Here is a 21,502-nt window from a genome sequence, read left to right on the forward strand (position 1 = left end):
GCGATGGGCAACAAATTACGCCGCCGCGAATTTCGACAGGCGCTGATTGATGATCGCCTGGGCTTCCGTAACGATGCCTTCGATCAGTTCCTTACAGGTCGGAATATCGTGGATGAGGCCGGCCACCATGCCGCAGCTCCAGGCGCCTGCATCCATTTCCCCTTCCTGCATCACCTTCGGATAAACCCCGCCGACGAGATGCGCGATATCTTCGATCGTCGTCGCCGCGCCTTTTTCACGCTCGATCTCGACGATCTTTTCCACCGCCGCGTTGGAAAGCACGCGCTCGGTGTTGCGCAAGGGGCGCATCACAAGGCGCGTATCGAGCTCGGTTGCCGCAACCAGCGCCTTTTTCACATTCTCATGCACCGGGGCTTCTTTCGTCGCAATAAAACGCGTGCCCATATTGATGCCGTCCGCGCCGAGCGCCAAAGCGGCGACGAGCTGCGAAGCCGTGCCCATGCCGCCCGAGGCAACGAAGGGAATTTTCAGCTCTTCGGCGGCGCGCGGCAGAAGGATCATGTTCGGAATATCATCTTCGCCCGGATGGCCGCCGCATTCGAACCCATCGACGCTCACCGCGTCGCAGCCGATGCGTTCGGCTTTCAGCGAGTGGCGCACGGAGGTGCATTTATGGATGACCTTGATGCCGGCTTCCTTCAGCGCGGGCATATAGGCTTCGGGCGAGCGGCCCGCCGTTTCCACGATCTTCACGCCGCCGTCCACGATGGCCTTGATGTAGCCGGGATAATCCGGCGCGGCAAAGCCCGGCAGGAAGGTCAGGTTCACACCGAACGGCTTGTCCGTCATGGACTTGCACTTGGCGATTTCATTCGCCAGGTCCTCCGGCGTGCGCTGGGTGAGGCCCGTAATGATGCCAAGCCCGCCCGCGTTCGAAACCGCCGCCGCCATTTCGGCAAAGCCCACATAATGCATGCCGCCTTGAATGACCGGATGCTCGATGCCGAAAAGCTCGGTAATACGCGTTTTCATGACTGTCTCCCTGCAGAGTTTTGTTTTGGGATAATCGATTGGCCGACAGATTAGTGCAGGCGCGGGCCGGGCGCTACGCCGCTTATGAACCGTCGCCGTTCAAATTTGTACCAGCGACGCGCTTGACGGTGCGGAAACCGAGATGGCTCGCCCCAAGGCCGAGGTCCTGCGGATGGCGGGCGCCCGGCCGGTAGCGGCGGCAATAATTGGGCGCGCAGAGAAACGAGCCCCCCTTGATGACCCGCACCGGAATGCCCGGCTGGCGGGGATCATAGCTCGCCTCCCGCGAAATCCCTTGCGGGTCTGTCACCCCTTCTGCCTGGCGCGGGCCGTACCAGTCACCCGTCCATTCCCAGACATTGCCGATCATGTCGTAAAGGCCGTAGCCGTTCGGCTCATAGCAACCGACGGGACTTGCCAGATGCGCCCCGTCTTCCGCGCCGTCATAAAGCGGAAAGACGCCCTGCCAGGTATTGGCGAGATGCCGCCCTTCCGGTGTCAGCGTATCCCCTTCCCAGGCATAAGGGCGCCGCTCCAGCCCGCCGCGCGCGGCAAACTCCCATTCCGCTTCGCTTGGCAAGTCCCGCCCAGCCCAGCGCGCATAGGCAAGCGCGTCTTCGTAGGTGATATGTACGGCGGGATAATCCTCCCGTCCTTCAATGCTGCTCCCCGGCCCTTCCGGATGGCGCCAATTCGCGCCCTCCACGAATTGCCACCACTGCGTGATGTCCCCGCCCCGGGGAAGATCCGCCGGCATGATGAAGACAACCGAGCCGGGTTTCAGGAACTCCGCCGGAACGCCCGGAAAATCCGCCGGGTCCGGTCCCGTCTCCGCCACGGTCTTGTAGCCCGTCTCTTCCACAAAGGCGGCAAATTGCCGGTTCGTCACTTCATGGGCATCGATGGAAAAGGGGCCGACCTCCACTTCCCTAAGCGGGCCTTCATCCTCATAGACGGTCCCGCCCATGATAAAGCGCCCGCCGGCAAGGTGCACTTCGCTGCCCAGCTTATCGGCGGGAAGACAAGAGGCGCGCGCCGGCCCCGCTTCGGGCCGGCTGAGGACATAAGCCCCCGCCCCCGCCAGAAGGCAGAGCGCCAGAACGCCGAAAACCGCCCAATAAGCCCGTTTCATCGCCTCTCCTGAAAACCTCGTCCATAAGGGTTATGGCATATTGCCCGCCAATATCCCAATATGCCGCCATGACCAGCGGCAACAGCATAGACGGAAATAAAGAAGCGGGGATAAGTCTCGATCCGGCTCTTCTGGAGCGGTATCTCGCCTTTCTCGACCGGCTTTATGAAACGCGCATGCGCCTTCATGTGGGCGATGCCCAGGCCGCCGTCATGCGCATTCTCACCCGCGCCTGCACGATCGAGGGCGAGCCCGGCGTTTCCCTGCACGCTCTTGCCCGGCAAACCGGCATTCCCCGCGAGACCCTGCGCCGCAAAATCGGCACGCTCATCAACAAACGCTTCGTGGAACAGGATACGGAAAAGCGCTTCCGGCCGACCGAAGCCTACCGCCTCGCCTCCCGCCAGGACATGATCGAGACCACCCGCGAAATGCTGGCGCTTGCCGAGGAGCTGCGCCCCTTCATCGAAAAGCTGGACGGGAAGAAGTAGCCGGCACGCGCATTCGCTGGAATTGATGCTTCATGGACCCCGGCCCGGAGGCCGGGGTGACAGCTTTTATGTAAGGTAAGGCCCTGCCATTTACCAAAGCTGTCACCCCGGGCTTGTCCCGGGGTCCACACAGCCTATCCCTTTACCGCAGTGCCTTAGGGCCTCACCCCAAAAGCGCATCGGCTAGCAGGCGGCGGTGATAGACCGCATCGCCGTGCTGATACTCGCACCAAAGCGCCCGGCGCCGGTAAAGCTGCGCGTCGCATTCATAGGTAAAGCCGAAGCCGCCATGAAACTGGATTGCCCGGTCCGAGGCGAAGGAGAAGGCCTCGCTTGCCACGGACTTTGCCATGCGCGTCGCCGCCTCGCCTTCGCCCTGCTGGTTGAAATTGCTGGCGGCGCTATAAAGGTGTGAACGCGCCTGCTCATAAGCGATATGGGCATCCACCACCGTGTGCTTGAGCGACTGATAAGAGCCGATCAGCTTGCCGAACTGTTTGCGCGTCGTCAGATAGTCGAGCGTGTAATCGATGGTGCTCGCCGCCCCGCCGCACATTTCAGCCGACAGCAATAGCGATGCTGCAAGCTCGATATGGCTGAGCGCCTGAACGGCTTTGCCTTCATCGAGAAGCGCGGAGACAGGCACGGAAACCCCATCGAGCACGATCTGATAGGACCGGCGCGTCTCGTCGATCACGGTTTCCCGGCGCGCTTTCAGCTTGCCGATATCTTCTTTGCCGAGCACGGCAAGAACCGGCTTGCCGCCGAGATTGAGCGAGAGAATGAGATACTCCGCGGAAGGCAGATCGAGCACGAACGTCTTCTTACCGGAAAGCTTCAACACATCGCCTTCGCGCCGCGCCTCGGCCTCCAAATGGGTGAGGTGCCAGTCGCCATGTTCTTCCATCAGGGCAAGGCTCGCCGGCGCGCCGGCGCAGATTTCCGGCAGCAGCGCTTTCTTCTGCGCTTCCGTACCGCCCGCCAAGATCGCCTGGGCGGCGAGCGTCGTCGGCACGAAGGGCCCGGCCATCAAATGCCGACCCATCTGCTCGGCAACCGGCACGACCTCGGCAAGGGAAAGGCCGATGCCGCCGAATTCTTCGGGCACGGCAATGCCGAGCCAGCCGAGCTCGGCCATTTCTTTCCAGACGGCAGGATCGTAGCCTTGCTCGTCTTCCAGCAATTTGCGGACTTTTTCGACCGGCGACTTTTCCCGGCAGAAGGAGGCGGCAATATCCAGAAGCTGCGCCTGCTCTTCACTGAACCCGATGGTGCTTCTTTTCATAATCTTCTCTCTTCGGCTTTCTTAAAGACAGGACGCATCAACCCTTGGGCAGGCCAAGAACGTGCTCACCGATAATATTGTGCTGGATTTGGCTCGTGCCGCCGCCGATCGTGGCGGAGAAGGAATTGAGATAGGCGCGCTGCCAAATCCCTTCATCATAGGCATCTTCCTCGCCCACATAATAAGCCGCCTTCGGCCCTTGCAGGGAAAGCGCGAACTCGTTGAGGCGGCGGTAAAATTCCGTCGACATCAGCTTGGAGGAAAGAGCGAGCGAGGCAGGCCGTTCCTGCGTCAAAGGCTGAATGCGGCTGCGGCTCGAACAAAGCTGCAAGGAGCGCGCCTCGATCATCAATTGCACGAGCTTGTCGCGCACCACCGGGTCTTCCATCGCAGGTCTCCCGCCGCGCGTCGCCTTGCGGGCAAGATCGAGAATGGCTTCCGGGTCCGAGGCCACCATCACATGGCCGCCCGCCTGGCCGCGCCGCGCGCCGCGCTCATACTCCAGGGTGCGCATGGCCACAAGCCAGCCCTCGCCTTCCTTGCCCATCAGGCTTTCGGCGGGAATGCGCGCATCGGTAAAGAAAGTCTGTGTGAAACCGTATTCCCCGGTCAGCTTGCGGATCGGCACCGTCTCGATGCCCGGCACCGTCATCGGCGAGAGGAAGAAGCTGAGCCCGGCATATTTATTCGGCGCATCGGGGTTCGTGCGGGCGAGCAGGATCATGTATTTGGCGTAATTACCCTGCGTCGTCCAAATCTTCGAGCCGTTAAGCACATACTCGTCCCCCTCACGCACCGCTTTCGTCTGCGCATTGCCGAGGTCGGAGCCGTGATCGGGTTCGGAGAAACCCTGGCACCAGATATCTTCAGCCGAAAGAATGCCTTTGATATAGCGCTTCTTCTGTTCTTCGGTGCCGATATCGAGAATCAGCGGCCCGGCCCAGTTGAGCCCGATCGCATTCAGCATGATCGGCGTCTGCGCCTTGGCAAGTTCCTGGCTGGCGATGTCCTGAAAGGCCTGGTCGAGCCCATGGCCGCCATATTCCTTCGGCCAGGCAGCGCCGAGATAACCTGCCTCATAAACCTTGTTCTGCCATTCGCGCAGAAAATTGAACTGCGCGTCCGTGCCCACTTCCATGAAAGTGAGCGGCAGCATGAAACCGGGATTGGCGGGGGCATTTTCCTTCACCCAGGCCGCAGCTTCGGCGCGGAACTCGTCGAGCTCTTTTTGGCTGATCGTGCTCATGAATTTTCCTCTCGTCTCGAATGGCGGCGTTTAAAGCGTGATGGCTTTCTGGAAAGCGGGCCGCGCCTGAAGGCGTTCGTAATAGGCCAGCGTATTGGGCTTGAAGCCGTCCTTGAAGCCCAGCGTATCGGCAAGGTAAAGCGCATAGCCGACGCAGATATCCGCCACGGTGAAGCGGTTCGCGCAAAGATAGTCTTTTCCCTCGAGCCCCTTTTCCACCGAGCGCAGGCGGGCAAAGAACCACTGCGTGTAATCGTCGGCGGCCTGTTTCAGGCGCCGCTCTTCCGGCTCAAGCTGCGTGTAGCGCAGAACGATCGTCTGCGGGAACGTCAAGGTCGCATCGGACCGGTGAATCCAGTTGAGGTAATTGCCGTAGTCCTTGTCGCCCAGCCTGAGCGCGATATCGGTGGGCCCGTATTTCTCGGCCAGATACTGGCTGATCCCGGCGGACTCCGTCATCTGCGCTTCGCCGTCATCCATGAAAGGCACCGTGCCCAGCGGATTGACCTCGAGATAATTCTCCTGGAAGAAGCGCGGCGGAAATTTCATCGCTACCAGCTCGTAAGGCAGCCCCATTTCCTCCAGCGTCCAGAGCGGACGCACAGAGCGCGAGCCCTGACAGTGATAGAGTTTGACCGTCATCCTGGATGTCCCTGTTTATTCGTGCCGGGTTGACCCGGCTTTGCGGGGCAGCATACCCGATATGACAGGTTGTCACGAGGCCGCGCGGCGAAAGAGGCCATGCCGTAGGGGCAAGCTGGCCTGGCCTGCGCGATTCATTTCTTGAACCGCCCGGTCCTGCCGCTTTTGAAGCGATAAGCGCGGTGAATCGCCAAAGACGCGCTCAGCTCCGGCGCAGCCGCGCCAGAATTTCGGGCGTGGGATGGCCATCCGCCGGCAAGCCCTTGGCCCTCTGCCAGGCACGCAGCGCATCGCGCGTATTGGCGCCCAGAATGCCGTCCACCCCTTGCGTGTCATAACCTTTGGCGGTGAGGAGACGCTGCAGTTCCTCGCGTTCGGCGCGGGCCAGCGGGCGCTGGGCGCGCGGCCAGTCCGCCGCAATCGTGCCCTTGCCCTGAAAGCGCTCCGAAAGCAGCGAGACGGCAAGCGCATAAGAGGTGGAATTATTGTAGCGCAGGATGGCGCGGAAATTCTGGCCTACCAGAAAAGCCGGGCCTTCATAGCCCGCCGGCAGGACGAGCGAAGCGGCCTCCGCCTGCCAATCGAAACTGCTTCCCTTTGCCGGCTTCACGCCAAGATCTTTCCAGGCCGCCAAAGGCTTGCGCACGGAAGGATCGGCCAGCGCATAGTCGAACCCTTCCGGCAGTTTAACCTCAAGCCCCCAGCGCCGTCCGCTCTGCCAGCCCGAGGCGCTGAGATAATGCGCGGTCGAGCCCAGCGCGTCCGCCACGCTGTTCCAGATGTCCCGGCGCCCGTCCCCATCCGCATCCACCGCATAGGCGTTATAGGTGGTCGGGATGAACTGCGTATGGCCCATGGCCCCTGCCCAGGAGCCCGTCATTTCGGCGACGGGGATATCGCCGCGCTGAAGAATTTTCAATGCCGCCAGCAATTGCTGATTGCCGAAATCCTGCCGCCGCCCGGCATAGGCAAGGGTCGCGAGCGCGCGGGGCACATTATGCGTGCCCTTGAAGCGGCCATAACCGCTTTCAAGCCCCCAGATCGCGACAATGGCATGGCGGTCCACGCCGTATTTCTTTTCCAGCCCCTCGAGCGTGCGCGCGTACATGCGCAGCTTTTCCTGGCCATCCGCAACGCGGGTATCGGAGAGCGCGGAGTCGAGATATTCCCAAACCGCGCGGGTAAATTCGGGCTGATTGAGATTGGCCTCGATCACTTTAGGATCGGGCGAAGCGCCGCGCATCGCCTGATCGAAAATACGTGGAGAGATGCCCGCCTGCATCGCCTTCTGCCGGAACCCCGTCAGCCAGGCGGCAAAAGCCTCATCCTGAAAGGCGGGCGGGGCCATTGGCGTACGTTCACCGGCGGCCCCCGCCGCCTCAGCCGAGCTGATGGCGGCAAGTCCCGCCAAACCAAGTGCCGCACATTTTACGAAGAAACGCATTCCGCTCCCCATACTCATCCTCAAAGCAGCGCATTGCCGCCGCATCCCGCCTTTTCTGTCAGCGCATCATGGCGGAATTGCGCCCAAAACCCAACCGGCCAAAATGCCGCCACGCCAAGGTTGCAGAAAGGCCAAAAGAAAACCCCGCCGGCGGCAAGCGCAGGCGGGGTTCAACTTTGCTTATGAAACCGGACTTAGCTGGCTTTGATGCCGCTGAGGAAATCGTGCACCCGGGACTTCATGTTTTCGGCCTGGCGGGAAAGATCCTCGGCCGTGGTCAGCACGTCGGCGGAGGCGGAGCCCGTCTGCTCGGCGGCTTCCTTGACGCCGTGCATGTTTTCGCTGACACGGGCCGTTGCCGAAGACACCTGCTCGGCATTGCGGGAAATTTCGCGCGTCGCCGCTTCCTGTTCTTCCACGGCGGCGGCGACCTGCGTCACCACGCTTTCGATCTCACCGATCCGGCCGGTGATCTTTTCGATCGCGTCCACCGCCATGCTGGTGCGGTCCTGCACCTGCTGGATCTGGGCGGCGATCTCCTCGGTGGCAGATGTCGTCTGCTCGGCCAGCGCTTTGACTTCCTGGGCAACGACGGCAAAGCCTTTGCCCGCTTCCCCGGCGCGCGCGGACTCGATCGTCGCGTTGAGCGCCAGAAGGTTCGTCTGGGCGGCAATGTCGCGGATCAGCGTCACCACTTCGCCGATGCGGCCTGCCGCTTCCGCCAGATCCTGCACGGAGGCGTTGGTCGAGTTCGCATCGTCCTTGGTTTCCTTGGCCAGGTTCGAGGACATCGTGACCTGACGGGAAATTTCGCTGATAGAGCCGGAAAGCTGCGTGCTTGCGGTTGCAACGGCGCCGACATTGTTCGTGGTTTCCATGGAGGTTTCCACCACTTCGGAAACGCGGGTGGAGGAATCCTTCGCCATATCGGCGAGCGAGTTCGCCGTGCCCTGCAGCTCCGTCGAAGCGGAGGAGAGGATCGTGGTCAGCTCCGTGATCTCGCCTTCAAAGCCATGGATAAGGCCTTCCAGCCGGCGGGCCCGGTCGACTTCCGCCTGCTGGCGCTCGGCGGCGGCTTCCTGAAGTTTCTGGTTCTCGATCAAGCTGCCTTTGAAGATATCTACGGCATTCGCCATCTCGCCGATTTCATCACCGCGGCCGCGCGCAGGCACTTCCACACCGTAATCCTGCTGCGTCAGACGGCGCATCACATCCGTCAGCGCCATGATGGGCTTGGAAAGGCTCTGCGTGAGCAGCCAGCCCGCCGCCACCGCCAGGGCGAGCGACAGCGCACCGCCCACAATGGCGACAAGGATCGTGGTCGAGAAAGCGGAGAAGGCATCCTCACGCGCCGCGCCCACGGCGGCTTCTTCGGCTTTAAGAATCTCGACGAAGACCTTGTTGAATTCGCTCTGGAACGTATCGCTGCCGCCGATCGCTTCCATCACCTTGGCTTCATCCGCGGTCATGGGCTGGCGCATCAGCTGGATCTGGCGGGCGGCCACATCGGCGCGCCAGCTTTCAACGATGGTTTTCAGTTTCTCAAGGCTCGCGCGGCGCTCATCGCTCGTAACACTTTCAAGCAGCGCGGCATGGGTCTTGTCGAAGGCAGCGCCGGCCGCCTCATAAACATCGAGATTGCCCCGGTCGCCGGTCAAAAGCAGGCCGCGCACCGCCGTCGATTGCTCGAATGCAGCCTCGCGCAGATCGCCCACTTCCTGCAGCATGGAGAAGGTGTAAGCCATATTCTCCACTTCACCCTCGGCGCGGGAGATATTCGTCACCGTCACCAGACCGGAAAGCAGAATTAGCACCACAAGCACGCCGTAAGACAGCACCAGCTTGTTGGATACTTTCAATGAATCGAGCCAGTTCATCGTCATCCCCTTAAGATTATGGCCCATCAGATTCCGGCCTTGCTGCGGCGGGCAAGCTCGGTGAGATTGACCTCGATCGTCGCAGCCCCGATGCGGTCTCCCCCATCATCGGTCAAGGTCACGTTGACCTGCGCCCGCCACGTATCCGTTTCCTCGTGATATTCGGCCTCGTCGATAAAAACGGCGGAAGGGCCGACATCGTAAGTCTTCTGGAATTTTGCTTCATCGCCCTGCCAATAGTCGGAGGTGACGGAGCTCTGGCCCGCATTCAGCCCCTTGGCATCGATCACGAAGATTTCCGAATAAAGCCCGAGCTGACCTGCCTGCACGCGCAGCAGATAGGTGGAAAGCGGGCTGTTCAAGACGGCGGTGATGAGCGGCTGATCGTCGCTCTCCGTTTCCGCGCGCCATTGTTTATCGAGCGCATCGATATCGCTCTGGCCGAGAGAAGCATTCGCCTCATTGCGGCTTTCCAGCGTCAGGCGCACGACCGGCACATCGAGCCAGGTCTTCAAGCCTTCGACAAAAGCTGTGTCGAGGAGATCGGTGGAAGGCACGTCTTCCTGAACCGCGGCGACGGGCGGGCACTGCGCGGGCGCGGCGGCAAGCACATCGCCGCCTTCCTCATCCAGCATCCCGTCTGCCAGTTCGCCTTCGGCATCGATTTCGTTCCCGGCCACCGCGTCCTCGGCGGCGCCTTCTGCCGGCTGAAGCGCTTCGGCAAGCCCTTCTTCCGCCTGATCTTCGGCAAGCGCCGCGGCGCCGGCCATGGGAACCAGAAGCGCCGCAACAGCTGCGGCGTGCTTCAATGCGTCTTTTACTCGGTTAATCTCGGACATCCCCGCCAACCCTACCTTGTGGCCAAATCTTGCGGCCAATTCTCCTGGCCAGATTTGCAGTTAGCCACGACACGAATGAAGACGAGGTTAAATTCGAATCCTCCGGGCAAGGAGGATCGACAAAAACGATCAACTTGGAATGCGTTTAAAAAGCGAAGAAAAACTTCTAACTGCTAACTTTGCGAGACGGCCTCAAGCACCGAAAGGAACGAACTGCGCCACTTTGCGACATCCGTTTCCACGTTCACCCGCATCAGATCGCGGTGCCGCTCCACCCTTTCTTCGAGCGGCATTTGCAGCGCCGTCTGCAAGGCCGTCGCCATTTCTTCGGCGTTGTAGGGATTGACGAGCAATGCTGAAGTCATCATTTCAGCGGCGCCTGCAAAGCGCGACAGCACAAGAACGCCAGGGTCTTCCGGGTCCTGAGCGGCCACATATTCCTTGGCGACGAGGTTCATGCCGTCGCGCAAGGGCGTGACGAGGCCGACGCGGCTGGCCACGAAAAGCGCGGCTAGCGTGCTGCGCGGCACGGAGCGGTGAATGGAGCGGATCGGTGTCCATTCGAAATCCCCGAAGGAGCCGTTGATCGCCCCGGAGAGCCATTCCAGCTCCTGGCGCAGGTCCGAATAGGCGTCCACCGCCTCCCGGGTCGGCTGGGCGATCTGCATCAGCACCACCCGGCCCCGGGTTTCGGGATAATGTTCGAGCAATTTCTGGAACGCGCGGTAGCGCTCCGGCAGGCCCTTGGAATAGTCGAGCCGGTCGACGCCGATGATCTGAGCCCGGCCGAGATTGCGCTGGCGCATGCGCCGGATCGTGCGCCGGGCCTCCGCCGTCCGCGCCATCTCGCGGAAGGCTTCGACATCGATGCCGATGGGAAAGGCGCGCACCTCAAGCTCGCGCCCGAAAGCTTTCACCCGGCTCTCCCCCACCATCTCGCCGCCCGCCTGCTCCAACACATAGTGGAGAAAGTTCATGCAGTCGCCCTGGGTCTGAAAGCCCACAAGGTCATAAGAAAAGAGCGAGCGCACGAGCCATTCATGATCCGGCACCACCATCAGCGTGTCGGGCGGAGGGAAAGGCACATGCAAGAAGAACCCCATGCGCAGTCCGAGCTGCTGCGCCCGTAGTTCGGCGCCCAGCGGCATGAGATGATAATCATGCACCCAGACGAGATCGCCTTCCTGAAGCCGGGGAGCCAGCTGGTGCGCAAAGCGCCGGTTCACCCGCCGGTATTCGTCCACATATTCCCGGCGGAAGGAGACATGGTCGAGCCGGTGATGGCACACAGGCCAGAGAACGGAATTGGAAAAGCCGAGATAATAATTCTCATATTCCTGGCGCGTCATGGCGCCGGCAACGATCTCGACATTTTCTTCATGGGTGATATCGGGCTCGCCCGCGCTTGCCCCTTCCTCGGCGATCTGCCCGTTCCAGCCGAACCAGATACCGCCGCGCTGACGCAAAGCCGCGCTCAAGGCCACCGCGAGCCCGCCCGATGGGGATTTCGTGGTGCCGGTGCGGTTCGACACGCAGACAAGACGGCCGCTCATATCTCTCTCCTTTTCCTCAAACGCTTTCCGTCCAGGAGGCGCTGAGGCGCCTTGCGGCATTAATGATGCCGACCAGCGAATAGGTTTGCGGGAAGTTACCCCAAAGCTCCCCCGTCTTCGTCGAAAGGTCCTCCGACAAAAGCCCCAGATGATTGCGGCAGGCGAGAATTTCCTCGAACACCGCCCGCGCTTCATCTACCCGCCCGATCTGGGCCAGCGCATCGATGCGCCAGAAGGTGCAGATATTGAACGCGGTCTCCGGCTCGCCGAAATCATCCGGCGCTTCATAGCGGCGCATATGAGGCCCGTCGCCAAGCCGCGCCTCGATCTTTTCCACCGTGGCGACAAAGCGCGGGTCCATGGGATCGATAAGCCCGATCTCGCCCATCAAAAGGACGCTGGCATCAAGATGCCCGCCACCGAAGCTCTCCACGAAACAGCCCTGCTCCTCGTTCCAGGCTTCTTTGAGAATCACCGCGCGGATTTCATCCGCCCGCCCGCGCCAGTACGATGCGCGCCCTTCCATGCCCAAGTGGTGGCCGATCTTGGCAAGGCGGTCGCACGCCGCCCAGCACATGAGCGAGGAAGACGTATGCACCCGCGCCCTGGTGCGCAGCTCCCACATGCCGGCATCGGGCACATTGTGAAGCTGATAGGCGCGCTCACCGATCGCCTCCAGCCAGCGGAACTCTTCCACCCCGCACGGCCGGAACAGCCGCTTGTCGAAAAAGGCCTGGGCGATGGCAAGGACCACATTGCCGTAAACATCGTGCTGGAAATGCTCATAGGCCTGATTGCCCCGGCGCACCGGCCCCATGCCTCTATAGCCGTTAAGGTCGGGCACGATTTCCTCGGTCAGCGTTTTTTCCAGCCCCACCCCGTAAACGGGCTGCAAATGGCCGTCCGACGCCCCTTCGACGAAATCGCCCGCGACGTTGGAGATCCAGCGGAAATAATGTTCCATCGTGCCCACCGCGCCCAGACTGTTGAGCGCGCGCAGCACGAAAAACGCATCCCTGATCCAGCAATAGCGGTAATCCCAGTTGCGCTCGCTGCCCGGCGCTTCGGGAATGGAGGTAGTGAGTGCGGCGATGATCGCGCCGGTCGGCTCATAGACGCAGAGCTTCAGCGTGATGGCGGCGCGGATCACCGCGTCCTGCCATTCGAAAGGCAGCGCCAGACGGCGCACCCAGTCCCGCCAATAGCGCTCGGTCTCTTCCTCGAAATTGCGCGCCACGGTCTCGGGCGATTCCGTCAGTGTTTCATCGGGCCCGAGCACGAAATTGAGCGAGCGGTCGAGATGAAAGGGCGTTTCCCCGGCCACGAAATCCACCGGCGCATCCGTCGTCAGCCGCAAGGTCAGCCCGTCGCTCGTATAACGGATGTGATTGGAACCGCGCGTCGTGGCAGGCGTCACCGCATTCCACTCGAAACGCGGGCGCAGGAGAACGCGCACCCTTGGCCGCCCGCTTAAGGGGCGCACGCGGCGAATGATCGTATTGGGCCGGAAGACGCGCCCGCGCGAGGGAAAGCGCGGCGCGAAATCCACGATTTCCAGCGCCTGGCCTTTCATATCGTAAAGCCGTGTTTCCAGAATGGCGGTGTTTTGCCGGTAGACCTGCTCGGCATGGGAAAAGTTCTCAAGCTCGATCTCGAAAACCCCTTCCCCGCTGAGCAGATCGTTGAAGACGGGATCGCCGTCGAAACGGGGCAGGCAGCACCAGACGATCCGCCCGAGCTTGTCCACCAGCGCGCCGAAAGAACAATTGCCGATAACGCCGAGATCGAGGGAGGATTGAGGGGTCATGGCGCCTCCGCTTTTTCAAGACCGTCTGCGCTTTGCGCGAGCCAGCGGCGGAGCGCGGCGATATCGCCAAGCCGCCAAGCGGCCGCCGTCCGGCCGCTGCCAATCTTTAGGCCCGCACCGCCTAATTCCTGTGCAGCCTTAAAGCCGTCTTCATCCGTCACATCGTCCCCGGCAAAGACCGGAATGCGCCCCGCGAAAGGATCAAGCGCCATGAAGGCGTGTACCGCCGCGCCTTTTGTTGCCGCCTGAGGTTTGACTTCCATCACCATTTTCCCCTTCATCAAGGTCAGCCCCGCATGAGGCGCCGCCGCCTCTTCCATGGCTTTATGCACAATCGATTCCAGCTCGGGGCGGGCGCGGAAATGAAGGCAGAGCGCATGGGCTTTCTTTTCAAGGAGAACGCCTTCATGCGCATCGGCAAAACGTTGAAGGGCACGCTCGATATCGCTGAGCCCTTCGGGGACGGGGAGCATTTCCGTCGCGCCGCCCGCACGCCGCTCCGCCCCGTGCACACCGGCGGCGGGCAGATGCAAAGGCGCCAGCATGGCATCGATCTGACTGATAGGCCGGCCGGAAACGATGGCGAGCGCGCCTTCCAGCGCGCCGTGGAGGCGGGCAACCTCGCGCTTCATCTCCTCTTCGACCCGCGCCAGTTCCGGGCGGGCCGCAATTTCCGCCAATGTCCCGTCGAGATCGAGAAAAAGGCAGTGGCGTTTGCTCAGCAAAGGCGGCTGCACGTCAGCCTTGCTCCTTTGGGCTCATGACATTCATCCGTCAAGTCTAGGCGATAGATGTTGCCTCGGCCAGTGCGCGCCCGCTAATAGAGAGCAGGGAGAGCGCCTGCCGCTCAGGGGATGAGAAAAATGATAAATGAACTGCCTCATAATTTGCGGCTGTTTTTGACCTGCTATCAGGACACACGGAAAAAACTCGGGCTCACGGGCGCGCCCCGGCAAAAGGATCTGCCGCTGCGGGAAATGGCGCCCATCCTGCCGGAATTCGATATCGTGGAGCGCTCACCGGAAGGCGATCTCGTTTACCGGCTGATCGGCACCGAGGTCGAGAAGCGTTTCGGTCCCGGCTATACAAAGCGGCCGTTCCGGGAGCTTGGCGGTAAAGGCAACCAGGCACTCGCCCTGCAAGGGTTGGAAATCATCGCGCCGCTGCCCTGCGGTGTGCTTTGGACTTCGGCAAACAGATTCAAATCGGGCATCGAGCTAAAAGTGGCAATCTTGTCGCTGCCGCTCACCATTCAGGACGGCGAAGCAGTGCCCTCGGGCTTTGCCAGTTGCCACGCCCCGCTCGATGCCGTGCCGCCCTTCCGGGAAGATGACGATGTCTTCGTCTATTTCAAACCGCTAGAATTCCAATATGTCGATTTGGGCAATGGAGTGCCGGAAGTGCCTTTCGGCCTGTAAGGCGAGGATATGACAAGAGCAGGCACCGCAAGGCGGGAAGGTAAGAACGGCCGGCCCCTCTTCTGGCTGGTGCTCATGGCTGCCTGCCTTCTCATTGGCGGATCGCTCTGGCCCGAGGCGCTCGTGCCCTCCGAAGGCGGGCTCGACAAATGGGCGCATGGGGCAGCCTATGCCGCGCTCGCCTTTTGCCTGCCGCTTCTCCTGACCGGTTTCCGCCGCGCCGTTTTGGCGGGGCTCGCCCTTTTCGCCCTCGGCCTATTGATGGAAGCGGCGCAGCTTTTTCTTCCCGGCCGCTGGGCCTCGCTGGAAGATGCCGCGGCGAACGGCGCCGGCATCCTCCTCGGCTGGGTCTTGGGCTGGGCTTTGGGATGGGGCGTCAGCCGGCTTGCCGCACGCCGCCGGGCCGCAGCAGAACGGCCGTAAGCGCCAAAGCCACGATCACGGTAATCCCGAAGGCGGGATTGACCCCCAACACGCTAAGCTCTGTGCCGTCTGCATATTTCATATCCCCGCCATAAGCCCCGGCAATCGCATAAGCGAAAACAAAGCCGCCCGTCACGATGAGCAGGATCGCCGCGCCGAGCCGCACCTGCCCCCGCACCCAACCAAGCCAGAGTGCAAGAACGGCAAGGGCGAAATGCACGGCAAGCTGCCAGACCTCATGCATGCGCGCATGGCCCGGCCAGTCTGGATTGAAGACATGCGTGTCGCTGATTTCCATGAAAGGCAGCACGGCGAGATAAAGCAGCGCGGAAAGGGACAGGATGATTTTGGCGGGCATGGCGGCTCTCCGTTTAATTGACGCTGTCAATTTACAGGCTTTATTGACACTGTCAATATATATGCATGACAAATCCCGCCCCCTCCCCGCCGCCTGAAAAACCTGCCAGGAAAGGCGCTCTGCGCCCGGCCCTGCTGGCTGCCGCCCGCACCCTGCTCGACCGGGAAGGAGCGGATGCCGTCACGATCCGCGCCGTCGCGCGGGCCTGCGGCGTTTCCCATGCGGCTCCCGCCAACCATTTTGCCGACCGGCGCAGCCTGCTGACGGCGCTCGCCGCGGAGCTTTTCGCGGATCTGGCGGAGGCGATGGAAAACGTGCTGGCAGGCGCGCCCCAAAACCCGGCCAATAAGGGTTTAGGCACCGCCCGGCTCACCGCCTTTGCCGAAGCGCTTGTCGCTTACGGCCTGGCTCATCCCGAGCGCTACCGGCTCTTATGGCGGCGCGATCTGCTGGACGGGGAAGACGCGGCCCTGCAGGGGACAATGGACCGGCTTTATACGCGGCTGCTTGAGGAACTCACCGCCCTTCCCCTTCCCGCCGGCAAGGACCCGGAAACGGCGGCGGTCGGCCTCTGGTCGCTATGCCACGGCTATGTCTCGATGCGCCTTGACGGCAACTTCATCGCAAGGCGCGACAAGGAAAGCGGCGCGCCCCGGCACAGCGCCATGATTGCGAACTACCTCGCCGCTCTTGCGCCCCAGGCCCATCCGGCTTAGGCCAGACAGATCGGCATAATCAAAACCAAGAAAAGGGGAGCAAGATGCAGGACACGGATTTCACCGGAAAACGCATTCTGGTCGTCGGCGGCTCGAGCGGCATCGGCAATGGCATGGCCCAGGCCTTCCGCGCGCGCGGCGGCGAGGTGCATGTCTGGGGCACGCGCGCGAAAGCTGAGGATTACAAAAAAGAAGACGGCTCGGACATGACCGGCCTGCACTATCACCAGATGGACGTTTCCGATTTCGCCGCCATCGAGGCGCATGACCCCGGCTTTGACCGGCTCGACGTGCTCGTACTTTGCCAGGGCACGGTGATTTACGGGCGCGGCGAGTTCGAGATGAAAGGCTTTCAGAAAGTCATGGATGTGAACCTCAACAGCCTGATGGCCTGCGCCATGAAGTTTCACCCCATGCTCGCCGCCTCCAAAGGCGCGCTTATCACCGTCAGTTCCACCGCCGCCTTCCATTCGACGCGCGGCAACCCGGCTTACAATGCCTCCAAGACCGGCGCCGTCGGCCTCACCCGCACGCTGGCCGAGGCCTGGGCGAAAGACGGCATCCGTGTGAACGGCATCGCGCCCGGCCTTGTGGACACGAAGCTGACGAAAGTGACGACGGAAAATCCGGACCGTCTTTCCGCTTCGCTCAAGGGCATTCCCATGCGCCGCCTCGGCACGCCGGAAGATATGGCAGGGGTGGCGCTCTTCCTCGCCTCGCCCCTTGCCTCTTACGTTCTGGGACAGACCATTCCGGTGGATGGCGGGCTTATTCTCTCCTAGCAAAAAACCGGCCCCTGCGATGCGGGGGCCGGTTTCTTACCGGTTAAGAACAAGCGCGTTTACTGATAGACGAAGGCGGCATCGTCGAGATCGATTTCCGGCAGCTCGTCTTTTTCTTTCCAGTAATCTTGCGTGTGCTGCCATTCGGGCTTGTCGCCGCGTTTGGGCAGAAGATGCATGCCGCGCATCAGATAACCGGGATTGAAGTTCTCCGGGTCGATCCAGGGTTTGAGTTCCATACCCTCATCTTCCGGGCGCAGCTGCACACAGACCTTCTTCGCCTGCTTGTCCTTCATATGATTGAGCAGACGGCAGACGAAATCGCCCAGAAGATCGACGCGCAATGTCCAGCTTGCGCGGAAATAGCCGAAGACCCAGACCATGTTCGGCACGCCCGTGAACATCATGCCGCGATAGGTGACGGTCTTGGAAAAATCGAGCGGCTTGCCGTCGATGGAAAAATCGATATCCCCGAGCACGGAGAGATTGAACCCCGTCGCCGTGATGATGATATCGGCTTCCAGTTCCTCGCCAGATTTCAGCAGAATGCCTTTTTCCGTAAAGCGGTCAATCTCATCCGTCACGATCGAGGCTTTGCCTGCGGCGAGCCCCTGGAAAATATCGCCGTCCGGCACGAAGGCAATGCGCTGGCGCCAGGGGCGGTATCTCGGCGTGAAGTGCTTTTCGACATCGAAATCCGGCCCGAGGAAAGCCCGCACACCTTCGAGCAGCTCTTCCTTCACCGCTTCCGGTTCTTCGAAAGCGCGGCGCGTAAAATCGGCCTGATCGTGCAGAATTTTGCGGCGGGTGATCTCGTGAATCCATTCCTCATCCACCTGCAATTCGCGCAGCTGATCGGCCAGCTCGTTTTCATTGCGCCCCGGAATGAAATAAGTCGGCGAACGCTGCAGCATGGTGACATGGGCGCAGTCACCGGCAATCGCCGGCACCAATGTCGCCGCCGTTGCGCCGGAGCCGATGACGATCACTTTCTTGCCTTTGTAATCGAGGTCTTCCGGCCAGGTTTGCGGGTGAACGATCTTGCCCTTGAAGTCGCTCATGCCTTCCCAGTCCGGCGTATAGCCCTCCGAATGGCGGTAATAGCCCTGGCACATCCAAAGGAAGTTGGCGGTGAAACGCACCGGCTCACCGGTATCTCCGCGCGTGGCTTCGATGGTCCAGAGATTGTCCTTCTCCGACCAATCGGCTTTCTTGATCTTGTGATTGTAACGGATATGGCGGTCCAGATCGTTCTCCTCGATCACCTCGCCCATATAGGTACGGATTTCCTCCGCCGTCGCGATCGGCGCGCCGGTCCAGGGTTTGAAGCGATAACCGAATGTATAAAGATCGCTGTCCGAGCGGATGCCCGGATAGCGGTGCATCAGCCACGTGCCGCCGAAACTTTCCAGCCCTTCCAGAACGACAAAGCTCTTGTCCGGGCACTGATGCGTCAGGTGATAGGCCGCGCCGATGCCGGAAATGCCTGCGCCGACCACCAGCACATCGAAATGCTCTGCTTCGCCTGCATTCTTCACCGCATCGGGTCGTTCAAGTGTATCCGTGTCCGTCATCTATCGCTCTCCCTTTCAGGTTTCTTTTTATTTTCCGTGACTTGGAGGTATGGCCTTTACTCCTTGCTATCAAGGATGCGGGCAGCAAGGGCATTTGAAAATGAGCTATGTCAAATTGCCACCATAAAAGAAACGCACCCTAATTAGGGTGCGTTCCAAAGCCTTTGATCATCAAGGAAGGCGGGGCTATTCGGCAGCCTTATTTTCTTCCGTGCGCCCGTACACATCGTCGAACCGCACGATATCGTCTTCACCCAGGTAAGAGCCCGATTGCACCTCGATGATGCTGAGCGGCTCATCGAACGGGTTTTCCAGCCGGTGCTTCGTGTTGACCGGAATGTAAGTCGATTGATTGGCTTCGAGCGTGGAGGTCGTATCGCCCACCGTGACGCGGGCCTTGCCGTTGACGACCACCCAATGCTCGGCGCGGTGGTTGTGAAGCTGCAGGGAAAGCGCGCCGCCCGGATAGACCATCAGATGCTTGACCTGGTGCCGGTCGCCCTGGGTCAGGCTTTCATAATAGCCCCAGGGCCGGTAAACGCGGTTATGGGCCTCATGTTCGCTGCGCCCTTCTTCGGCGAGGCGCTGAACGATTTTTTTCACGTCCTGCACCCGGTCGCGCGCGGCGACCATGACGACGTCGCCGGTTTCCACCACCACGAGGTCTTCGACGCCGAGCGTCGCGACCAGGCCCTTTTCGGCGCGCACATAAGTGTTGCGGCTGTCGACATTGATGACATCGCCGAGATGCACATTGCCGGCTTCGTCTTTTTCGCCGATTTCCCAAAGCGCCGACCAGCTGCCGATATCGTTCCATTTCATATCGACCGGCACGACGGCGGCATGGCGGGTATGTTCCATCACCGCGTAGTCGATGGAATCGGACGGACAGGCTTCGAAGGCCGTCTTGTCGAGCCGGATGAAATCGAGATCGCGCTGGCTGACGCCGAGCGCGGCGCGCGCCTTCGCGCAAATGTCAGGGCAGAAGGCGTCCATCTCTTCCAGAATGCGGTCGGCGCGGAACATGAAGATGCCTGCATTCCAGTAATAGCCGCCATCGGCAAGATAAGAGGCCGCCGTGGCGCTGTCCGGCTTTTCGACGAAAGCCTCTACCTTATAGCCGCCTTCTTGATCGGCGCTCTCGCCCCGGCGGATATAGCCATAGCCCGTTTCAGGCGCGGTCGGCACGATGCCGAAAGTAACAAGCTGGCCCTCGCCCGCCAGCCGCGCCCCGTGATGGACGGCGCGCCGGAAAGCATCCAGATCGCCGATGTGATGATCGGCGGGCAGCACGAGCAAAATCGCCTCGCCGCCTTCCTCCTGGCGGATGAATTCGGCGGCAACGGCGGCGGCCGGCGCCGTGTTGCGGCCCAGAGGTTCGAGAATATGCGCCATGGGCTCGATGCCCACATCCTGCATCTGCGCGGCAATGACGAAGCGGTGCTCGTCATTGGAAACGATCAGCGGCGGCAGGAATGTGTCGCCATCCGCCACCCGCAGCGCGGTTTCCTGCAACATGCCGTTGGCGGAGACGAGCGGCAGCAATTGCTTGGGGTACAGCGCGCGCGATGTGGGCCACAAACGCGATCCCACTCCGCCGGACAATACGACCGGAACGATCTTACTCATTACTGCGCCCTTCCCATGCTCATCCCTCACGGCCGGTCCGCAGGTTCCCCCTTCAGTCGGCCGATAGCGCGCCGTTTGCGGCGATTTTCATATCCGCTTCTACCATTTCCGCGACCAGTTGGTCGAATGTCGTGCGGTGTACCCAGCCCAGCTCATCGCGGGCCTTGGCCGGATTGCCGACGAGCGAATTAACCTCCGCCGGGCGGTAAAAACGCGGGTCGATCTCGATGAGCGCCCTGCCCGATTTCTTATCGAGGCCTTTTTCTTCAAGCCCGCTGCCCGCCCATTCGATCGGCATGCCGACCATTTCAAAGGCCAGCTCGACAAATTCGCGCACCGAATGCTGCTCGCCCGTCGCCAGCACATAGTCGCCCGGCTCTTCCTGCTGCAGCATGCGCCACATCCCGTCCACATAATCGCGGGCATGGCCCCAGTCGCGCGTCGCGTTGATATTGCCGAGCACCAGCTTTTCCTGCTGGCCATGGGTAATGGCGGCAGCGGCGCGCGTAATCTTGCGGCTGACGAAGCTTTCTCCCCGGAACGGGCCTTCATGATTGAAGAGAATGCCGTTGGAGGCATGAAAGCCGTAAGCCTCGCGGTAATTGGCCGTGGTCAAGAACGCGAAATGTTTGGAAATCGCATAGGGGCTGCGCGGGCGGAAAGGTGTCGTCTCGCTTTGCGGCACTTCCTGCACATTGCCGAAAAGCTCCGACGTGGAAGCCTGATAGAAGCGCACATCATTGCCCATGCCTAGAAGGCGGATCGCCTCAAGAAGGCGCACAACGCCGAGCCCGTTCACATCGCTCGTATATTCGGGCTTGTCGAAACTGATGCGCACATGGCTCTGAGCGGCGAGATTGTAGATCTCGTCCGGCTTCACATCGCGCAGCACCTGAAAAAGGCTCATGCCGTCGGTCATGTCCGCATAGTGCAGATGAAAATCGGCAACGCGGTCGTGCGGCCCGCGGTAAAGATGGGTGATGCGCTGCGTGTTGAAGCTGGAGGTGCGCCGGCGCACCCCATGCACCTCATACCCCTTACTCAGCAGCAAATCGGCTAGATATCCCCCGTCCTGGCCGGTGATCCCGGTGATCAGTGCAACTTTGCGTTTTGTCATATTTCTTCCTGAAACGCCGTCCCGGCACGCGCGCCCGCTTCCCCGGCCGCAAGCCCGCGTCTAATTTACAACCCTGTCAGCCGATCGGCTGAACCGGCCCTATATATGTTTTATAGGCGAAGTTTGAAACCAGCAATCACCCCCGCCATCAGCATTAATATTGTGGAATAAAATCC

20 protein-coding genes are annotated in these 21,502 nt (G+C 61.2%); 5 read left to right on the forward strand and 15 right to left on the reverse strand.

The window, feature by feature from the left end:
- Positions 1–15 precede the first annotated feature (15 nt).
- Positions 16–993, reverse strand: coding sequence for an NAD(P)H-dependent flavin oxidoreductase (locus ACOQOT_RS12560; RefSeq protein ID WP_420559597.1), 978 nt, complete (start codon positions 991–993; stop codon positions 16–18).
- Between the two features lie 82 nt (positions 994–1,075).
- A complete protein-coding gene (locus ACOQOT_RS12565) occupies positions 1,076–2,125 on the reverse strand; it encodes a formylglycine-generating enzyme family protein (RefSeq protein WP_420559598.1) in 1,050 nt (349 codons plus the stop codon).
- 68 nt (positions 2,126–2,193) lie between these two features.
- Here ACOQOT_RS12565 and ACOQOT_RS12570 point away from each other — a divergent pair, with 68 nt between their 5' ends.
- Positions 2,194–2,616 carry a helix-turn-helix domain-containing protein gene (locus ACOQOT_RS12570; RefSeq protein ID WP_420559599.1) on the forward strand — a complete coding sequence of 141 codons (423 nt, stop codon included), beginning with the start codon at positions 2,194–2,196 and terminating at the stop codon, positions 2,614–2,616.
- 163 nt (positions 2,617–2,779) lie between these two features.
- Here ACOQOT_RS12570 and ACOQOT_RS12575 read toward each other — a convergent pair whose 3' ends face one another.
- From ACOQOT_RS12575 to otsB, 9 genes are all read right to left on the reverse strand, one after another.
- Positions 2,780–3,901 (reverse strand): acyl-CoA dehydrogenase family protein, encoded by a 1,122-nt coding sequence (locus tag ACOQOT_RS12575; protein ID WP_420559600.1) that lies wholly within the window; start codon positions 3,899–3,901, stop codon positions 2,780–2,782.
- Positions 3,902–3,938: 37 nt separating this feature from the next.
- Positions 3,939–5,147 carry an acyl-CoA dehydrogenase family protein gene (locus ACOQOT_RS12580; RefSeq protein ID WP_420559601.1) on the reverse strand — a complete coding sequence of 403 codons (1,209 nt, stop codon included), beginning with the start codon at positions 5,145–5,147 and terminating at the stop codon, positions 3,939–3,941.
- A 30-nt stretch (positions 5,148–5,177) separates the two neighbouring features.
- On the reverse strand, positions 5,178–5,789 hold the full coding sequence (locus ACOQOT_RS12585; RefSeq protein ID WP_420559602.1) for a glutathione S-transferase family protein: 612 nt from the start codon (positions 5,787–5,789) through the stop codon (positions 5,178–5,180).
- 202 nt (positions 5,790–5,991) lie between these two features.
- Positions 5,992–7,233 carry a lytic murein transglycosylase gene (locus tag ACOQOT_RS12590; RefSeq protein ID WP_420559603.1) on the reverse strand — a complete coding sequence of 414 codons (1,242 nt, stop codon included), beginning with the start codon at positions 7,231–7,233 and terminating at the stop codon, positions 5,992–5,994.
- A 194-nt stretch (positions 7,234–7,427) separates the two neighbouring features.
- Positions 7,428–9,110 (reverse strand): methyl-accepting chemotaxis protein, encoded by a 1,683-nt coding sequence (locus ACOQOT_RS12595; protein WP_420559604.1) that lies wholly within the window; start codon positions 9,108–9,110, stop codon positions 7,428–7,430.
- A gap of 26 nt (positions 9,111–9,136) precedes the next feature.
- Positions 9,137–9,949: a hypothetical protein gene (locus tag ACOQOT_RS12600; protein WP_420559605.1), complete on the reverse strand. Its 813-nt coding sequence runs from the start codon at positions 9,947–9,949 to the stop codon at positions 9,137–9,139.
- A 173-nt stretch (positions 9,950–10,122) separates the two neighbouring features.
- Complete coding sequence (locus ACOQOT_RS12605; RefSeq protein WP_420559606.1) at positions 10,123–11,502, reverse strand: alpha,alpha-trehalose-phosphate synthase (UDP-forming); 1,380 nt, start codon at positions 11,500–11,502, stop codon at positions 10,123–10,125.
- Positions 11,503–11,518: 16 nt separating this feature from the next.
- Complete coding sequence (locus tag ACOQOT_RS12610; protein WP_420559607.1) at positions 11,519–13,309, reverse strand: glycoside hydrolase family 15 protein; 1,791 nt, start codon at positions 13,307–13,309, stop codon at positions 11,519–11,521.
- Positions 13,306–14,046 carry a trehalose-phosphatase gene (gene otsB, locus ACOQOT_RS12615; RefSeq protein WP_420559608.1) on the reverse strand — a complete coding sequence of 247 codons (741 nt, stop codon included), beginning with the start codon at positions 14,044–14,046 and terminating at the stop codon, positions 13,306–13,308. Before otsB ends, ACOQOT_RS12610 begins: the two co-directional genes overlap by 4 nt.
- Before the next feature lie 126 nt (positions 14,047–14,172).
- Here otsB and ACOQOT_RS12620 point away from each other — a divergent pair, with 126 nt between their 5' ends.
- Both ACOQOT_RS12620 and ACOQOT_RS12625 read left to right on the forward strand, forming a co-directional pair.
- Positions 14,173–14,727, forward strand: a complete 555-nt coding sequence (locus tag ACOQOT_RS12620) for a PAS domain-containing protein (RefSeq protein ID WP_420559609.1) — start codon at positions 14,173–14,175, stop codon at positions 14,725–14,727.
- A 9-nt stretch (positions 14,728–14,736) separates the two neighbouring features.
- Entirely contained in the window at positions 14,737–15,150 is a 414-nt protein-coding gene (locus tag ACOQOT_RS12625) for a VanZ family protein (RefSeq protein ID WP_420559610.1), read from the forward strand.
- Here ACOQOT_RS12625 and ACOQOT_RS12630 read toward each other — a convergent pair.
- A complete protein-coding gene (locus ACOQOT_RS12630; RefSeq protein WP_420559611.1) occupies positions 15,104–15,508 on the reverse strand; it encodes a hypothetical protein in 405 nt (134 codons plus the stop codon). The two genes, ACOQOT_RS12625 and ACOQOT_RS12630, sit on opposite strands and share 47 nt — an antisense overlap.
- 65 nt (positions 15,509–15,573) lie before the next feature.
- On the opposite strand from ACOQOT_RS12630, the gene ACOQOT_RS12635 reads away from it, so the two are divergent.
- On the forward strand, positions 15,574–16,224 hold the full coding sequence (locus ACOQOT_RS12635) for a TetR/AcrR family transcriptional regulator (RefSeq protein ID WP_420559612.1): 651 nt from the start codon (positions 15,574–15,576) through the stop codon (positions 16,222–16,224).
- Positions 16,225–16,268: 44 nt separating this feature from the next.
- Positions 16,269–17,006: an SDR family NAD(P)-dependent oxidoreductase gene (locus tag ACOQOT_RS12640; protein ID WP_420559613.1), complete on the forward strand. Its 738-nt coding sequence runs from the start codon at positions 16,269–16,271 to the stop codon at positions 17,004–17,006.
- Positions 17,007–17,065: 59 nt separating this feature from the next.
- Here ACOQOT_RS12640 and ACOQOT_RS12645 read toward each other — a convergent pair whose 3' ends face one another.
- The 3 genes from ACOQOT_RS12645 to gmd all read right to left on the reverse strand — a co-directional run bounded on the left by ACOQOT_RS12645 (position 17,066) and on the right by gmd (position 21,326).
- A complete protein-coding gene (locus ACOQOT_RS12645) occupies positions 17,066–18,580 on the reverse strand; it encodes a flavin-containing monooxygenase (protein ID WP_420559614.1) in 1,515 nt (504 codons plus the stop codon).
- Positions 18,581–18,766: 186 nt separating this feature from the next.
- Positions 18,767–20,209 (reverse strand): mannose-1-phosphate guanylyltransferase/mannose-6-phosphate isomerase, encoded by a 1,443-nt coding sequence (locus tag ACOQOT_RS12650; RefSeq protein ID WP_420559615.1) that lies wholly within the window; start codon positions 20,207–20,209, stop codon positions 18,767–18,769.
- Positions 20,210–20,261: 52 nt separating this feature from the next.
- Positions 20,262–21,326, reverse strand: a complete 1,065-nt coding sequence (gene gmd / locus ACOQOT_RS12655) for a GDP-mannose 4,6-dehydratase (RefSeq protein WP_420559616.1) — start codon at positions 21,324–21,326, stop codon at positions 20,262–20,264.
- Positions 21,327–21,502 lie beyond the last annotated feature (176 nt).

The sequence above is a fragment of the Tepidicaulis sp. genome (assembly GCF_965222285.1).
GTDB lineage: Bacteria > Pseudomonadota > Alphaproteobacteria > Parvibaculales > Parvibaculaceae > Tepidicaulis.

Excerpts from the sequence above, each read along its gene's own strand:
- ACOQOT_RS12560 (WP_420559597.1), bottom strand. The coding sequence starts at position 993 with ATGAAAACGCGTATTACCGAGCTTTTCGGCATCGAGCATCCGGTCATT.
- ACOQOT_RS12565 (WP_420559598.1), bottom strand. The coding sequence starts at position 2,125 with ATGAAACGGGCTTATTGGGCGGTTTTCGGCGTTCTGGCGCTCTGCCTT.
- ACOQOT_RS12570 (WP_420559599.1), top strand. The coding sequence starts at position 2,194 with ATGACCAGCGGCAACAGCATAGACGGAAATAAAGAAGCGGGGATAAGT.
- ACOQOT_RS12575 (WP_420559600.1), bottom strand. The coding sequence starts at position 3,901 with ATGAAAAGAAGCACCATCGGGTTCAGTGAAGAGCAGGCGCAGCTTCTG.
- ACOQOT_RS12580 (WP_420559601.1), bottom strand. The coding sequence starts at position 5,147 with ATGAGCACGATCAGCCAAAAAGAGCTCGACGAGTTCCGCGCCGAAGCT.
- ACOQOT_RS12585 (WP_420559602.1), bottom strand. The coding sequence starts at position 5,789 with ATGACGGTCAAACTCTATCACTGTCAGGGCTCGCGCTCTGTGCGTCCG.
- ACOQOT_RS12590 (WP_420559603.1), bottom strand. The coding sequence starts at position 7,233 with ATGCGTTTCTTCGTAAAATGTGCGGCACTTGGTTTGGCGGGACTTGCC.
- ACOQOT_RS12595 (WP_420559604.1), bottom strand. The coding sequence starts at position 9,110 with ATGAACTGGCTCGATTCATTGAAAGTATCCAACAAGCTGGTGCTGTCT.
- ACOQOT_RS12600 (WP_420559605.1), bottom strand. The coding sequence starts at position 9,949 with ATGTCCGAGATTAACCGAGTAAAAGACGCATTGAAGCACGCCGCAGCT.
- ACOQOT_RS12605 (WP_420559606.1), bottom strand. The coding sequence starts at position 11,502 with ATGAGCGGCCGTCTTGTCTGCGTGTCGAACCGCACCGGCACCACGAAA.
- ACOQOT_RS12610 (WP_420559607.1), bottom strand. The coding sequence starts at position 13,309 with ATGACCCCTCAATCCTCCCTCGATCTCGGCGTTATCGGCAATTGTTCT.
- ACOQOT_RS12620 (WP_420559609.1), top strand. The coding sequence starts at position 14,173 with ATGATAAATGAACTGCCTCATAATTTGCGGCTGTTTTTGACCTGCTAT.
- ACOQOT_RS12625 (WP_420559610.1), top strand. The coding sequence starts at position 14,737 with ATGACAAGAGCAGGCACCGCAAGGCGGGAAGGTAAGAACGGCCGGCCC.
- ACOQOT_RS12630 (WP_420559611.1), bottom strand. The coding sequence starts at position 15,508 with ATGCCCGCCAAAATCATCCTGTCCCTTTCCGCGCTGCTTTATCTCGCC.
- ACOQOT_RS12635 (WP_420559612.1), top strand. The coding sequence starts at position 15,574 with ATGACAAATCCCGCCCCCTCCCCGCCGCCTGAAAAACCTGCCAGGAAA.
- ACOQOT_RS12640 (WP_420559613.1), top strand. The coding sequence starts at position 16,269 with ATGCAGGACACGGATTTCACCGGAAAACGCATTCTGGTCGTCGGCGGC.
- ACOQOT_RS12645 (WP_420559614.1), bottom strand. The coding sequence starts at position 18,580 with ATGACGGACACGGATACACTTGAACGACCCGATGCGGTGAAGAATGCA.
- ACOQOT_RS12650 (WP_420559615.1), bottom strand. The coding sequence starts at position 20,209 with ATGAGTAAGATCGTTCCGGTCGTATTGTCCGGCGGAGTGGGATCGCGT.
- gmd (WP_420559616.1), bottom strand. The coding sequence starts at position 21,326 with ATGACAAAACGCAAAGTTGCACTGATCACCGGGATCACCGGCCAGGAC.